Annotated in this window: 14 protein-coding genes; 7 read left to right on the top strand and 7 right to left on the bottom strand. The window is 66.1% G+C overall.

Translation table 11 applies throughout. The annotated features are described in order from the left end of the window. Window positions 1-228: 228 nt before the first annotated feature. Window positions 229-1,254 (bottom strand): NADP-dependent oxidoreductase, encoded by a 1,026-nt coding sequence (locus tag ACFPAH_RS16310; RefSeq protein WP_379747378.1) that lies wholly within the window; start codon window positions 1,252-1,254, stop codon window positions 229-231. Between the two features lie 169 nt (window positions 1,255-1,423). On the opposite strand from ACFPAH_RS16310, the gene purU reads away from it, so the two are divergent. From purU to ACFPAH_RS16295, 3 genes are read left to right on the top strand one after another with little or no spacing between them, the layout of a single operon-like run. Next, a complete protein-coding gene (gene purU / locus ACFPAH_RS16305; RefSeq protein ID WP_379747376.1) occupies window positions 1,424-2,296 on the top strand; it encodes a formyltetrahydrofolate deformylase in 873 nt (290 codons plus the stop codon). Between the two features lie 17 nt (window positions 2,297-2,313). Beyond that, on the top strand, window positions 2,314-2,856 hold the full coding sequence (locus ACFPAH_RS16300; RefSeq protein WP_379747374.1) for a YaeQ family protein: 543 nt from the start codon (window positions 2,314-2,316) through the stop codon (window positions 2,854-2,856). Window positions 2,857-2,896: 40 nt separating this feature from the next. Then, the gene (locus tag ACFPAH_RS16295; RefSeq protein WP_379747372.1) at window positions 2,897-3,370 is read left to right on the top strand and encodes a copper chaperone PCu(A)C; all 474 of its coding nucleotides are present in this window, start codon (window positions 2,897-2,899) and stop codon (window positions 3,368-3,370) included. A 42-nt stretch (window positions 3,371-3,412) separates the two neighbouring features. Here the strand turns inward: ACFPAH_RS16295 and ACFPAH_RS16290 are convergent, their stop codons facing one another. Beyond that, window positions 3,413-4,189, bottom strand: coding sequence for a head GIN domain-containing protein (locus ACFPAH_RS16290; protein WP_379747370.1), 777 nt, complete (start codon window positions 4,187-4,189; stop codon window positions 3,413-3,415). Between the two features lie 209 nt (window positions 4,190-4,398). Here ACFPAH_RS16290 and ACFPAH_RS16285 point away from each other — a divergent pair, with 209 nt between their 5' ends. Both ACFPAH_RS16285 and ACFPAH_RS16280 read left to right on the top strand, forming a co-directional pair. Then, window positions 4,399-4,872 carry a DMT family transporter gene (locus tag ACFPAH_RS16285; protein WP_379747367.1) on the top strand — a complete coding sequence of 158 codons (474 nt, stop codon included), beginning with the start codon at window positions 4,399-4,401 and terminating at the stop codon, window positions 4,870-4,872. Window positions 4,873-4,967: 95 nt separating this feature from the next. Continuing rightward, window positions 4,968-6,089, top strand: a complete 1,122-nt coding sequence (locus ACFPAH_RS16280; protein WP_379747365.1) for a type IV pilus twitching motility protein PilT — start codon at window positions 4,968-4,970, stop codon at window positions 6,087-6,089. A 225-nt stretch (window positions 6,090-6,314) separates the two neighbouring features. Here ACFPAH_RS16280 and ACFPAH_RS16275 read toward each other — a convergent pair whose 3' ends face one another. The 4 genes from ACFPAH_RS16275 to ACFPAH_RS16260 are packed head-to-tail and all read right to left on the bottom strand — an operon-like array spanning window position 6,315 to window position 9,538. After that, complete coding sequence (locus ACFPAH_RS16275) at window positions 6,315-7,583, bottom strand: c-type cytochrome (protein ID WP_379747363.1); 1,269 nt, start codon at window positions 7,581-7,583, stop codon at window positions 6,315-6,317. Then, on the bottom strand, window positions 7,580-8,287 hold the full coding sequence (locus ACFPAH_RS16270) for a c-type cytochrome (protein ID WP_379747361.1): 708 nt from the start codon (window positions 8,285-8,287) through the stop codon (window positions 7,580-7,582). Before ACFPAH_RS16270 ends, ACFPAH_RS16275 begins: the two co-directional genes overlap by 4 nt. 54 nt (window positions 8,288-8,341) lie before the next feature. Beyond that, a complete protein-coding gene (locus ACFPAH_RS16265; RefSeq protein ID WP_379747359.1) occupies window positions 8,342-8,938 on the bottom strand; it encodes a 3'-5' exonuclease in 597 nt (198 codons plus the stop codon). A 12-nt stretch (window positions 8,939-8,950) separates the two neighbouring features. Beyond that, window positions 8,951-9,538, bottom strand: coding sequence for a ProQ/FINO family protein (locus ACFPAH_RS16260; RefSeq protein ID WP_379747357.1), 588 nt, complete (start codon window positions 9,536-9,538; stop codon window positions 8,951-8,953). A 566-nt stretch (window positions 9,539-10,104) separates the two neighbouring features. Between ACFPAH_RS16260 and rpoD the strand changes: the two genes are divergently transcribed. Beyond that, a complete protein-coding gene (gene rpoD, locus ACFPAH_RS16255) occupies window positions 10,105-12,783 on the top strand; it encodes an RNA polymerase sigma factor RpoD (RefSeq protein ID WP_379747355.1) in 2,679 nt (892 codons plus the stop codon). A gap of 96 nt (window positions 12,784-12,879) precedes the next feature. Here rpoD and ACFPAH_RS16250 read toward each other — a convergent pair whose 3' ends face one another. Beyond that, on the bottom strand, window positions 12,880-13,116 hold the full coding sequence (locus tag ACFPAH_RS16250; protein ID WP_379747551.1) for a hypothetical protein: 237 nt from the start codon (window positions 13,114-13,116) through the stop codon (window positions 12,880-12,882). 131 nt (window positions 13,117-13,247) lie between these two features. On the opposite strand from ACFPAH_RS16250, the gene ACFPAH_RS16245 reads away from it, so the two are divergent. Then, complete coding sequence (locus ACFPAH_RS16245) at window positions 13,248-14,648, top strand: PLP-dependent aminotransferase family protein (RefSeq protein ID WP_379747353.1); 1,401 nt, start codon at window positions 13,248-13,250, stop codon at window positions 14,646-14,648. The last annotated feature ends 44 nt before the right edge of the window (window positions 14,649-14,692 follow it).

Genomic DNA, 14,692 nt, shown 5'->3' with positions numbered 1-14,692 from the left:
GCAGCACGCAGCCGCATCGGATGGAGCGTCGGATAGACGCCGCCAGGCCGGTCAAGTTCAAGGATAGTACGCGTGCCACCGATACGCTCAAGGAGCACGCGTTTCGGTGTGCGAGCGTCTAACAAAACCCACATGGCGGCGTTGCAGCGTCTCGCCGTACCAGTGTACTGTCTTCGACGCCGCGTCGGGCGGCCGCATCCCTTGCCCTGCAGATTTTGTTACCCGCTCTTATTCCTCGGCCACTTTCAGCACCAGCTTGCCGAGGTTCTTGCCTTCGAAAAGCATCAGCAGGGCGGACGGGAAACGGTCGAAGCCCTCGACCACGTGTTCGCGGCTCTTGAAGCTGCCCTCGCGCATCCAGCGCGCCAGCGTCGCCACGCCCTCGGGGTAGCGCGCGGCGTAGTCGGTGACCAGCATGCCTTCCATGCGCGCCCGGTTGACCAGTAGCGACAGGTAGTTGGCCGGGCCCTTGACCGGCGCCGTCGCGTTGTATTGCGAGATGGCGCCGCAGATGACGATGCGCGCCTTCATGTTGATGCGGGTAAGGACCGCGTCCAGGATGTCGCCGCCGACGTTATCGAAGTACACGTCCACGCCCTGCGGGCAATGCTCCTTCAGGCCCGCGTGCACGGGACCGGCCTTGTAGTCGATGCAGGCGTCGAAGCCCAGTTCCTCGACCACGAAGCGGCATTTATCGGCGCCGCCGGCAATGCCCACCACGCGGCAGCCCAGGTGTTTCGCGACCTGGCCGACGGTCATCCCGACCGCGCCGGCCGCGCCCGACACCACCACGGTGTCGCCCGCCTTCGGCTGGCCTACCTCGATCAGGCCGAAATAGGCAGTCATGCCGGGCATGCCCAGGGCATTGAGCCAGGTCGGCAGCGGCGCCATGCCCGGATCGACCTTCGCCAGCATGGCGCCCTTGTCCTCGGCCGGGCCGGTCCAGTAGCGCTGCACGCCCATCACGCCCATCACATGCTCGCCGGTGGCGAAGCGCGGCGACTTCGACTCGACCACCACGCCGACGCCGCCGGCGCGCATCACCTCGCCGATGGCCACCGGGCGCACATAGGATTTACCTTCGTTCATCCAGCCGCGCATGGCCGGGTCGAGCGACAGGTAGAGCAGCTTGACGCGCACTTCGCCGTCCTGCAGCTCGGCCAGGGGCGGGGCGGCGCGCTGCCAGTCGCTGTCTTTAGGCAAGCCGACCGGCCGGGCGGCGAGCAGGAATTGGTCGTTGGTGGCTTCGGTCATGATGGTTCCGGGGCTGTTGATGGAAGCGCCAACTATACCTAAATGGCCACAAACGCGTTGCGCGGCCTGCCGTTTTTGCAAGCCCGTGCGACAATGGCAGAGCCCCGGATTACGAGCACCCATACACAAGCACCCACGAGCACCCACGAGCACCCACGAGCACGCTGCCATGACGACGCACCCGGAATACATCCTGACCCTGTCCTGCAACGACCAGCGCGGCATCGTGCTGCGCGTTGCCGGTTTCCTGGCCGAACACGGCTGTAACATCATCGATTCGGCCCAGTTCGGCGACCCGGAGTCGCAGCTGTTCTTCATGCGCGTGCATTTCGCGCTGGAAGACGCGGCCGTGCTCGACGCCGACCTGCGCGGCGCCTTTGCCGCCCTGTGCGAGGCCAGCGGCATGCGCGGCCAGCTGCACGACGCCCGCGCCAAGCCGCGCGTGCTGATCATGGTCTCGAAGATCGGCCACTGCCTGAACGACCTGCTGTTCCGTTACAAGAGCGGCTTGCTGCCGGTCGAGATCCCGGCGATCGTCTCCAATCACATGGACTTCTACCAGCTCGCGGCAAGTTACAATATCCCGTTTCACCACTTGCCCCTGGTGACGGGCGCGAGCGAGGCGGCCAAGCTGGCGCAGGAAGCGCGCATCGTCGACCTGCTCGACACGCACCAGATCGACCTGGTGGTGCTGGCGCGCTACATGCAGATCCTGTCGCCGGGTTTGTGCGAAGCCTTGAAGGGAAGGGCGATCAACATCCACCATTCCTTCCTGCCGAGCTTCAAGGGCGCCCGCCCGTACGCCCAGGCCCACCTGCGCGGCGTGAAGCTGATCGGCGCCACCGCCCATTTCGTCACCGGCGACCTCGACGAAGGCCCGATCATCGAACAGGACGTGGAGCGGGTCGACCACGCGATGACCGTCGACGAGCTGACCGCGATCGGCCGCGACGTCGAATGCGTGGTGCTGGCGCGCGCGGTCAAGTGGTTCGTGGAACACCGCATCCTGCAGAACGGCGACCGCACAGTCGTCTTTAAATAAAACTCATCAAAGAATCAATGGCTCTCAAAGCAACAATCTACAAGGCAGACCTGCAGATCGCGGACATGGATCGCAACTATTACGCCGAGCACGGCCTGACCATCGCCCGCCATCCGTCCGAGACCGACGAGCGCGTGATGATCCGCCTGCTCGCCTTTGCGCTGCATGCGAGCGAATCGCTGGCGTTTACCAAGGGCCTGTTCGATACCGACGAGCCGGACCTGTGGCAGAAGGACCTGACCGGCGCCATCCACACCTGGATCGAGATCGGCCAGCCGGACGAGAAGCGCCTGTTGAAGGCTTGCGGGCGCGCCGAGCACGTGATCGTCTACAGCTACAGCGCGACCAGCCACATCTGGTGGAAGGGCATCTCGAACCGGGTCGAGCGCGCGCGCAACCTCACCGTCATCAATATCCCCTCCGATGCCAGCGCAGCCCTGGAAAAACTGGCCAAGCGCTCGATGCAGCTGCAGTGCACGATCCAGGACGCGCAGATCTGGCTGACCGACAGCATCGACACGGTGCTCGTCGAACGCGAGACCTTCAAGGCGGCGGCCTGAAGCTTATAATTCCCTTACCTTTTTTGATCCCGAGTTCGCCATGACCCGCTCCCTGATTGCCCTGCTGGCCGCCGGCCTGTTCTCCACCGGCGCCCTGGCGCAGGTGACCGTCACCGATCCCTGGGTGCGCGCGACCGTGCCCCAGCAGAAGAGCGCCGGCGCCTTCATGCGCGTGCAATCGGCTGCCAAGGCGCGCCTGGCGGGCGTCAGCACGCCGGTCGCGGAGCGCGCCGAGCTGCATGAAATGGCGATGGAAAACAACACCATGCGCATGCGCCAGGTCGACGGCATCGACCTGCCGGCCGGGAAACCGGTCGACCTGGCCTCGGGCGGCTACCACGTGATGTTCTTCGGCCTCAAGCGCCAGCTGAAGGAAGGGGAGACGGTGCCGGTGACCCTGCTGGTGCAGGATGCCGCGGGCAAGCGCAGCAATGTGACGGTGGAGGCGCAGGTGCGGCCGCTGACCTATGTGGCGCCGAAGCCGGCCGGGCATCAAGGGCATCAAGGGCATTGAGGCGCGCCGGGTGTGGCCCGGCCACACCCCGATACCAGCGCCTTACTGCGGCGCGGCGCCCAGGCGGCGCACCTTGCCCGAGCCGACCGAGGACGTGCTGACGCGCGGGTCGCCGTAATACTGCACGTCGCCCGAGCCGGCGATCGAGACCGACAGCTCGTTGCGCGGCCAGACGGTCGCTTCGCCGGAACCGGCGATCGACACCTTGGCGCTGGTCGCCTGCACACGGCCGAGGTCGACGTCGCCCGAGCCGCCGATCGAGACCGACAGCTTGCCGGCGCTGCCGGCGCCGGCTTTCATGTCGCCGCTGCCGCCCACCGACACCGACAGGGTGTCGCTTTCCAGGCCCTTCAGGTTGACCGAGCCGGAGCCGCCGATGTCGACCTTGAGGCGCGGTGCGCGCAGGGTGTCGGCGTCGATGCTGCCCGAGCCGCCGACCGCCAGCCGCTCGATCGAGCGCGCCTGCACCACCACGCGGATCGATTTCGAGCGGAAGTTCAGGTTGTTGCGCGCCGGGCGGATCTCGAGCGTGCCGTCTTCGACCACGGTCTCCAGCAGCGGCAACAGGTTGTCGTCGGCTTCGATGGTGACGCCTTCGGTGTTCCCGATGCGCAGTTCGACATGTCCCGGCACCGACAGCGACACGCCGTTGAAACTGCCGACCTGGCGCGCCTGCTTGACGATCCGTCCGCTGCCTTGCACCTGCTCGCCGCCCCAGGACCAGGGCGCGGCAACGGTATGGGCGGTCACGGCCAGGCTGCCGGCGATGCAGGCGGCCAGCAGGGTGCGGCGGGCGAAGGCGGAAAAGGCTGGTGTCATGATGTTGTCCTCACGGTTATCGATGCTCGTACTCTAGCGGCACCCGCGGACCGGTGCGGCCGCTTTGCGACAGAATGCAGGCAAACGCGGCCAGAATGCAGTGTGGGCCGACGGCGCCGCGCGCATGAGCATGCCGCCGCGAGCGCCATCTCGCCACATCCACTACAATCCTGCCCTTTTGTTTCCGGCAATTCCGGTAAGGATGATGTATGAATGCGGCCCTGTTTCTCCTGGCCTTTTGTGTCGGTATTTTTATTTCGGTGCAGGCGGCCGTCAACAGCCAGCTGGCGAACGCCCTGCACGCCAATTCGGTGGTGGCGGCCCTGATTTCGTTTTCCGTCGGCACGGTCGTGCTCGGCATTGCCGCGTTCGCGCGCGGCGGCGTCGGCGAGGCGCTTGGCGCCCTGGCCCAGCAGCCGCTGTGGAAGCTGAGCGGCGGCGTGCTCGGTGCGGCTTTTGTCTTCGGCACCGTGTTCCTGGCGCCGCGCATCGGCCTGTTGAACCTGGTGGTGCTGGTCATCGCCGGGCAGCTGCTGATGTCGATGGCCATCGACAACTTCGGCCTGGTACAGATGGCGACCCGCAAGGTGTCGCCGGTGCGCATGCTGGGTGCCGTAGTGGTCGTGCTCGGGGTCGCGCTGACGCTGTTCGGCGACCGGATTGTTGCAGCGTTGGAACGCTAAGACATTTCTTCAACGTAGCTGTAATTTCTGGCGGGCATGGTTCTATAATGGTCGGACTTGTCTGAACGACACCTGATCATAAAGTGCCAAGCCCGATGGAATTCCACCAGTCCTCGCAAATCCCCACGCTGTCGTATGTCGAAAACGAAGACCACCCGGTCTTCGGCACCCTGGTCGAGCAGATCCTGCACCTGCTCAATTCGCGCCTGGTCTTTTCCGACATCATCATTCACCAGAACAGTCCCCTGATGCTGCGCCAGCCGAAAGGCCTGGTCGCGGTGACGGACTCGCCGATCACGCGCGAGGAGCTGGAAGAATTCTTCGAAGTCATCGAGCCGAACTGGGCCGAGCGGATCGCCGACCGCGCCTTCGACCGTTCGATCGACCTGCACACGGCGCGCATCCGCGCCAACTGCTTCAGTTTCCAGGGCAAGAAGCGCCTGGGCTGCGTGATCCGGCGCTTCCCGAAAGAGCCGCTGCCGCTCGACAGCCTGGGCCTGGGCGCGGACGCGCAGGAGTTTGCGCGCCTCACGAGCGGCCTGGTATTGATCATCGGCGACACCTGCCAGGGCAAGTCGACCACGATCGCGTCGATGCTGGATGAGATCAACAAGCGCCGTTCGGGGCACATCATCACCATCGAGGACCCGGTCGAGACCCTGATCCCGCAGCGCAAATGCATCATCACCCAGCGCGAAGTGGGCATCGACGGCGACGTCGAAAGCTATTACCTGGGCGCCCTCGACGCGCTGCGCGAGCGGCCGGACGTGATCGTGATCGGCGAGATCCGCGACGCGCAGACCGCGCAGGAAGCGCTGGCGCTGGCCGAGTCGGGCCCGCTGGTGCTCGCCACGCTGCACGCGCGCTCGACCGAGATGGGGCTGCAGAAGATGCTGCGCCTGCTCGGCAACTCGGATGCCCAGTCGCAGGCGCTGGCGCATGCGCTGCGCGGCGTGCTGTGCCAGGCGCTGCTGCCCTCGCTTGACGCCAACCGCTACCACCTCGCCACCGAATGCCTGACCCCCAGCCCGGCGGTGGCGCAGCTGATCGAATCGGGCGACCTCGGCGCGCTGCGCGCCCACATGAACAGCGGCCGCGATCCGGGCTGCCACACCATGAACGCCTCGCTCGAGCAGCTGCTGTCCGGCCACAAGATCAGCGTCGAGGACGCGCGCGCCGCCACCACCGACCGCGTCGGCTTCGCCGAGCTGGTCTGAACGTAGGGTGGGCGGCTCAACCTGTGACGTGTGAATCCCGCGGACGGAAACGCCGCCCACGCGTCCAGCCATCCTGTGATGCTTCGCGGGGTCTCATCTGCCGGTTGAACGCGCGGGCGGCGTACGCGTCAGCGTGATGCCTACGTGACGGTGGAGCCGCCCACCCTACGCGGTACGGCGCCAGACCCGCTGCGACCGTTCCCGGGGCCACGACGTGTCGTGGGATCAGTCCAGCGGCACGTTGCGGTAGCGATTGACCTGGGCGCTGGACACCGGCGCCGCCGCATTGCCCCAGCTGGCGCGCAGGAAGCTGACCAGGTTCGACACCTGGCCGTCGTCGAGCACATGGCTGAACGGCGGCATGCCATACGGCCGGGGGTTGCCCTGGGTCCCCGGCGGGAAGCCGCCGTTGAGCACGACCCGGATCGCGTTGACCGGCTCCTGCATGGTCAGGGCGCGGTTGCCGGCCAAGGCCGGGTAGGGGCCCTGGCCCTCGCCGCGCTCGCCATGGCAGGTGGCGCAGTGCTGGCCGTAGAGCTTCGCGCCGGCCTGCATCACCGGTTCCGGCGGCACCGGCGCGGGTTCGCGCGCCGTTGCGGACTCGCCCGGCAACGACTTCAGGTAGCGCGCCATCGCCGTCAGGTCTTCCTTGCTCATGTGCTGCAGGCTCTGCAGCACCACCTCGGCCATCGGCCCGGTCACGCTGGCGCCGGGCGCCACGCCGGTCCCCAGCAACTGCACGATCTGCTCTTCGCTCCAGGTGCCAAGCCCTGCCTCGGCATTGGAAGTGAGCGCGGGCGCGTACCAGCCGAGGGTGGCGATCAGGCCGCCGCCGAGGGTGTCCTCGGTCGCGCCGAACTGGTTGCGCGTGCTGTGGCAGGCCGCGCAGTGACCGAGGCCCTCGACCAGGTAGGCGCCGCGGTTCCAGGTGGCGTCGCGCGAGGCATCCGGCACCTGCACGCCCGGCTTGAAGTAGAGCAGGCGCCAGCCCGCGAGCAGCAGCGGCTGGTCGTAGGGGAAGTCCAGTTCGTGCGGCAGGCTGGCCTGGCGTACCGGCGGCAGGCTCTTCATGTACGCGAACAGCGCATCCGAGTCGGCGCGCGTCACCCGGGTGTAGTTCGTGTAGGGGAAGGCGGGGTAGAGCAGGCGCCCGTCGCGCGACTTGCCGTTGTGCAGGGCGCGCCAGAAATCGTCGGCCGACCACAGGCCGATGCCGGTGCTCGGCTCCGGCGTGATGTTGGGCGCGTGCAGGCGCCCGAAGGGCGTATCGAAGGCGCGTCCGCCGGCGTAGGGCGCGCCGCCGCGCGTGGTATGGCAGGCCATGCAGTCGCCGGCGCGCGCCAGGTAGGCGCCCCGCGCGATGTTCTCGGGCGTGGGCGCGAAGTCGGCGGGCGAGCTCGAGGCGATGAATTGCTCGCGCGGCCAGGCCAGCACGACGGCCGCCGCCAGCCCGGCAAGCAGGGCGAGCAGGATGAAGCCGAGGCGGCGCTTCATGGCGCGCTCCCGCAGGGCATCGGCAGCGGTTCGCTGAGGCGGGCCGCGGGGCGGGCGCCGGGCGGGGTCGGCTGCGCCGCCAGCCAGGCCGAGACGGCGGCGACGTCGGCGGGATCGAGACGCTCGGCAATGCTTGCCATGCAGTCGGGCGCATGGGCGCGGCGCACCTTGTTGCGCCAGGCCCCGAACTGGGCGTTGACATAGTCGCGCGGCAGGTTCAGCAGGCCTGGAATCGCCGGTGCCACCCCGGCCAGTTGCTGCCCGTGGCAGGCCACGCAGGCCGGCACTTTCAAACTGGCGTCGCCGTGGCGCACCAGCTGCTCGCCGCGCGCCAGCACGGCCGGCGCCGCAGTCGCCGGCGCGGGGGCAGGGACGGGCGGATGCTGGGCCGCGAAATACTCGGCCATCTCGAGCAGGTAGGGATCGGGCAGGTGGTTCACCATCCAGGTCATCAGGGGGTAGCCGCGCCGGCCCTCGCGGAAGTTGACCAGCTGGTTGTACAGGTAGCCGGACGGTTTGCCGGCAATGCGCGGGAAATACACGCCTCCGACGCGCACCCCGGCGCCGGCTTTCGGCGCATGGCAGGCGATGCAGGGCGCGAGGCGCTGTTCGAGGGTGTCGGGAACGCGTGGCTGGGCCAGGGCCGGCAGGGCGGCGCAGGCGAGCAGGGGTAGAACCAGGCGTAGCGGTACGGGCAACGGCATACGGAGTATCCAGGTTATCAACTGTCGGAATGATAACCCATCCGTATGCGCCGCCTATTTTGGCGTGCCGTTGGCCCGCCAGTGGCGGTAGATGCGCAGCGCGACATGGGCATCGTCGGCGGCGTACAGGATCTGTTTTTCCGACAGGCGCGACTGGGCCCAGTTGGTGGTGGTGATGCGTTTCGACTTTTGCAGCGCCTGGCCGAAGTAGCGCGCGACCGCGGTCTTGGCGCCTAGGGCGTTGCGTTCGCCGCGGCGCAGCGCCGTCGACAGGTCGATCACGTTATTGGTCTCGATGCCGAGCTTGCTGCGCAGGCGGCGGATGTCGTCGCCCAGGCCGAAGCCGACCTTCAGGATGCCGGGTGCCTCGAGCACCTCGCGCAGCACCTTGCGCAGGTGTTCGCCAGGCGCGGCACTGATCTGGAACAGCCAGGCCCGGTCGTCGGTCGCGAGCTGCACCAGGTGCGGCCCGGTCGACTCCTCGCCCTTGGCGAAGGTCGGCTTGGACTCGGTGTCGAAGCCGATGACATCCGCCTGCGAGAGCGCCGCCAATGCTTCGGCGGCATCGCGCTCGGACTTGACCAGCACGACGTCGGCCAGCGCAATGCCTTCGTATGGCGGCAGGGTTTCTACGTCGGGGTTGATACTCATCGGCCCGCGCGGTCAGTTGCGCGAGAACTTCGACGCGAGTTGCTGCAGCTTTTCCTGGCGCAGGCGCGCGGCTTCCGCCTCGGCGGCGGCGGCCTTCTCCGCCTTCTTGCGATCGGCTTCCTTCTTGAAGCGCAATTGCAGTTGTTCTTTGGCGTGGCTGCGGTGGGTGTCGGTCACTTCGGCGCCGGCGACGCCGTCGAGGTCGTAACGCACGGTGGCCTTTTCCATCGAACGCAGGTAGCGCATCGAGCCCGTATGGATGCCGAGCGCGGCGCGCATGGTCTTGCGATCGAGGCCCGGCAGGCGCGCGAGCAGCTGCTTGTCGATGCCGATGGCCAGCGGCAGGCAGTCGCGGAAGGCCGGGAACTGCTGTTGCAACTGCTTGAGCAGGGCCCGTGCCGATTGCGGCTGACCTGGCTGCGGCGCAGCGGCCGCAGCTGCCGACTCGGTAGCCGGCGCGGTAACCGACGCGGTAACCGACGCGGCCTCCGGGGCGTTAACCGGCGCGTTCGCTGCTTCGGTTTGCGGGTGTTCGGCTGGGGTAGGGGAGGTAGCGTCGACAGGCTCGGCGGCAGGACTGATGGTGTTCATTGACTTCATGGTAATAACAGGAATCCGAAGGATAGCATGCTGGCTCGCACTAGTGGCGCAGCCAATCGTGTGACTTCTGCTGAGAGTGGGAGGGTGACCGAGTTTACGCCCCGTGGCGGCGCGCCGTGCGTGCGCCGCCCGTCGCGAAATCGTGTATGATCCGCCTCTTGCCCTGCGTGCGGCTTGCGTGTACGCAGAAGGATGGAAGAGTTGTCGATGAACGAAAAAGCAACAATATGCGATTTGCTTATATCCCATATGGGATATTTCAATTATCACCAATTCTTGCTTTGAGGCATAATGCGTCTCTTCTGTCAAAAAGACAGATGCAAGCCCGTTTCAGCCGACGGGCTTTTTTTCATTCCGACATGCACAGCGCGATCTTAACCACTGCCTCTCGAAGCCCTGCCACGGACGGACCCGGCCACGCCGGGTGCCGCCGCAGGGAAGGCGTGCTTGATTTCGGCGCGTCCGCCCTAAGGTAGGGCCCTTCCCCGATTCGTTTCCCCGGCCCACGCGGGCCATGCGCAATTTGACCTCGCAGGCGCGCACCGCCTCGACAGGAGAGTTTTTTCATGAAGAACACCGCCAAGACACTGACACTGACAGCAAAGAAAGCCCCGGCCAAGAGCGCCGCGGCGCAGCTGGCGGTGCCGAAAACCGCGACCTCCTACTTCCTCGAAACGGAAGCGGCGGCCAAGGTGACGGTGGTTAAAAGAGGTTCGCGCCTGGCTTCGCTGAAGGCGCAAGCCGACAATGCGGCGCTTGCCGAGCCGGTGGCGGCCGAGGTCGCCGAAGCCGCGGAGGTGGCCGAAGTGGCTGCTCAGGCGGCGCCCGAGGCGCCAGCCGCCGTTGCTGCGCCAGCCGCCGTTGCCGCGCCCGAGCCCGAGCCCGAATTCACCGACTACCAGGCGCCGAGCGCGGCAGCGGCCGCACCGGCCGTGGTCGTGCGCAAGCGCAGCTCGAAGCTGGCCGCCCTGAAAGCGGCCGACGAAGCGCCTGCCGCGCCGGCAGCCGCGCCTGCGCCGGCCAAGGCAGCATCCGCCGCCCCTGCCGCCATGGCGGAGGACGCGCCGAAAGTGGTGCGCGCACGCACCGTGCGCCGCGTCGAGCCGGCCGCCACCGTGATCAAGACCGGCGGCAGCGCCGTCAGCCAGACCACCGATGCCGCGGCGCTGGCCGCGATCGACACCACCGGCTACCTGCTGCCGCAGGTGAAGGTGCCGGGCCGCCGCGGCCGCAAGCCAAGCGAATTCACGCCGGAAAACGACGAAGTCGCGGCGCTCAACGCCGTCGAGCGCGCCGAACTGAAAGCCGTCTCGAAGGCGCGCGAGCGCAAGGCCAAGGGCATGCCGTCGCTGGGCAGCGAGCAGGGCTTCTCGGAAACCGAGCTGGAAAAGCGCCGCACCCAGTTCAAGAACCTGATCAACATGGGCAAGGAGCGCGGCTACCTGACCCATGCGGAGATCAACGACCACCTGCCGGAAAACATCATCGATCCGGAAGCGATCGAAGGCATCATCGCGACCTTCAACGACATGGGCATCGCCGTCTACGAGCGCGCGCCGGAAGCGGAAATGATGCTGCTGTCGGACAATGCCGTAACCCCGACCAGCGAAGACGAAGTGGAAGCGGCCGCCGCGACCGCGCTGTCGACGGTGGATTCGGACTTCGGCCGCACCACCGATCCGGTTCGTATGTACATGCGCGAAATGGGCGCCGTCTCGCTGTTGACCCGCGAAGGCGAGATCGAAATCGCGAAGCGCATCGAAGAAGGCCTGAAGGACATGGTCCAGGCGATCTCTGCCTGCCCGACGACGATCTCGGAAATCATCGGCCTGTCGCACAAGATCGCCGCCGACGAGATGAAGATCGACGAAGTGGTCGATGGCTTCGTCGACCATAACGAGAACGCGCCCCCGGCCGCGCCGGCCGCCGCTGCCTCGTCGTCGGACGACGAGGAAGAGGAAGAAGAGGAAGTCGAGGAAGAAGACGGCGACGCTGCAGGCGGCGCGGCCGGCTACTCGACCGAGCAGCTGGCGCAGCTGAAAAAAGGCGCGCTGGAAAAGTTCGCCCTGATCGAAGAGCAGTTCGACCGCATGGGCCATGCCTTCAAGAGCACCGGCTACGGTTCGGCTGCCTACGTCAAGGCCCAGGACATCATCTCGAACGAACTGCTGGGCATCCGCTTTACCGCCAAGGTCGTGGAAAAGCTGTGCGACACCCTGCGCGGCCAGATGGACGAGGTGCGTTCGATCGAACGCGCCGTGCTCGACATCTGCGTGAACCGCTGCGGCATGCCGCGTGCCCATTTCATCAAGGTCTTCCCGGGCAACGAAACCGACCTGGAATGGGGCGACCGCGAAGTCGACTGCGCCTACCCGTACAGCGCCGTGCTGGGCCGTAACCTGCCGGCGATCAAGGAACTGCAGCAGCGCATGATCGACCTGCAGGCGCGCGTGGCGCTGCCGCTGGCCGACCTGCGCAAGATCAACAAGCAAATGGCCGCCGGCGAAAAGCGTGCGCGTACCGCGAAGCGCGAAATGACCGTCGCCAACCTGCGCCTGGTGATCTCGATCGCGAAGAAGTACATCAACCGCGGCCTGCAATTCCTCGACCTGATCCAGGAAGGCAACATCGGCCTGCTGAAGGCGGTCGACAAGTTCGAATACCGCCGCGGCTATAAATTCTCGACCTACGCGACCTGGTGGATCCGCCAGGCGATCACGCGCTCGATCGCGGACATGGCCCGTACCATCCGCGTGCCGGTGCACATGATCGAGACGATCAACAAGATGAACCGCATCTCGCGCCAGATCATGCAGGAAACCGGCAGCGAGCCGGACCTTGCCACCCTGGCCCAGAAGATGGAAATGCCGGAGAACAAGGTTCGCGAGATCATGAAGATCGCGAAAGAGCCGATTTCGATGGAAACCCCGATGGGCGAGGATGGCGATTCGCAGCTGGGCGACTTCATCGAGGACAACACGACCCTGGCCCCGCTCGACGCCGCGCTGCATGCGTCGATGCGCAACGTGATCAAGGAAGTGCTGGACTCGCTGACCCCGCGCGAAGCGAAGGTGCTGCGCATGCGCTACGGCGTCGAAATGTCGAACGACCACACGCTGGAAGAAGTGGGCAAGCAGTTCGACGTGACCCGCGAGCGCATCCGCCAGATCGAAGCCAAGGCGATGAGCAAACTGCGCCAGCCGTCGCGTTCGGACAAGCTCAAGACTTTCCTGCACGACAAGTAAAACATTGCGGTGATCGGCCCCTCGGAAGAGGGGCTTTTTTTTGCCTCATCGGGCAGGCCCGCGGGCCTTATTCAAAGCGATCCCGCAACGATGCCGTCACGGCAAGGTCAAGTCCAAATGGAGCTTCCCGATCAGGAAGAAGGTGAACAGCCCCAGGCCCAGGAGCGCCAGCATGAAGACCGCGGCCACCTTGCCGGCCGCCCGTAGCACCGCGCGCTGGTCCACCTCCTTCCCCTTCTTCCCTTGATCGTAATGCCACTTGACGGCGAAGAACATGCCTGTGCCTAAGGCGAGAACCTTGAACGTACCGGCGATGATAGGGAACCAATCCATGATGTCGAGCCGAATGCAGATGAGTGAGGAGATGGGTGAGGAGAAAACGCCAGCGACGGCCATGCAAGGATGGTGTTGCTGCACGTTCTAAGGCATTCTACTTAAAAGCAAGATCCATACATTGAGACAAAATGTCCCAGTTGAAATCCATACAAGATGAAAGCTTGCCGACCTGGTTGCCGCGATTGACCGGGAGCAAAGGCCCACGGTTCCTGCAGATCGCGGATGCCTTGCAGGCGGCAATGGCAGACGGATCGCTGAAGCCGGGTGACCGTCTGCCTCCGCAGCGCCGGTTGGCAGCGCAGCTGGACGTCGACCTGACGACGATCACGCGCGCATACGACGAAGCCAGACGGCGCAAGCTGCTGGAGGGGCGCGGCGCGCGCGGCACGTATGTCGCGGCGCCGAAGTTCGAATTGACCTCGATCCTCGACCTGAGCATGAATACCCCGCCACCGCCGCATGGCGTGGACTTCGACGACCTGTTGAAACAGGGTCTGTCCCAAGTACTGATGAGGGCAGATAGTGAATTGCTGATGACTTACCACCTGGGCGGGGGAAGCGACTCCGGCCGCCAGGCCGGCGCCACATGGCTCGAACCGATGCTGGGGCAACTCGATTCCCGGCAGCTTGTTGTCTGTCCGGGTGCGCAAGCGGCGATCGCGGCATTGATCCTCGCGCTGACGGAGCCTGGAGACCGTATCCTGGCTGAGCCGATGAGTTATCCCGGCTTGCGTGCCGCAGCGACCCAGTTCGGCCGGCAGGTCATTGCGGTGGAAGCGGACAAGGACGGAATGCTGCCCGCGATGCTCGAGGAAGCGTGCCGCCGGCACAAGCCCCGGCTGGTCTACCTCAACCCGACATTGCAGAACCCGACCGCCATCACCATTCCCGAACGCCGGCGCAGGGAGCTCGCCAGCATCGCGAAGCGCTGCAATGTACGCATCATCGAGGACGATCCCTACTGGCTCCTTGCCGATGCCGCGCCGCCACCTGTTGCCACGTTTGCCCCGGAGCAGGTGGTCTATATCTCGACCCTGTCGAAATGCCTCACGCCAGGCCTGCGTGTTGCCTTCGTGCTCCTGCGCGACCCGCAGGAGCGCGAACGTTTCCTGGTCGCACTACGATCATTTGCGCTGATGGTCGCGCCCCTGACGGCTGCCCTGGCCACGCAATGGATCCTCGACGGTTCGGCCGACGGATTGATGAAAGGCGTACGCAAGGAGGCGCGCCTGCGCCAGCGGATGGCGCGGGACATGCTGGCGGGGCGCTACGGCGGCACCGGAGACGGCCTGCATGTATGGCTCGAGTTGCCGGCGTATTGGAACTCCTCGCAGCTTGCGCGTGCCGCCGACCGCGAGGGCATCGCCGTCACGCCGGCGGAGGCATTCGCCAGCGGCAGCGGGCCCGTGAACGCCATCCGGATCTCGCTGGGCAGCATCCGGGACCGTGCCCTCTTGCAGGCGGGTCTTCAACGGCTCTCTCACCTGCTTGCACGGCGGCCCGAGTCCTTCGGCGCTGCCGTGGTTTGACTGTCCCGTCAACACTGGGCTGTTCAATTGCGCGGAACGGGCTC

Origin of the sequence: Massilia sp. GCM10023247, from assembly GCF_042653325.1 — a bacterium.
In the GTDB taxonomy this organism is placed as follows: Bacteria; Pseudomonadota; Gammaproteobacteria; order Burkholderiales; family Burkholderiaceae_D; genus Telluria.
Note: the sequence above shows the minus strand (reverse complement) of the source record. Positions and strands in the feature narration are given on the sequence as shown.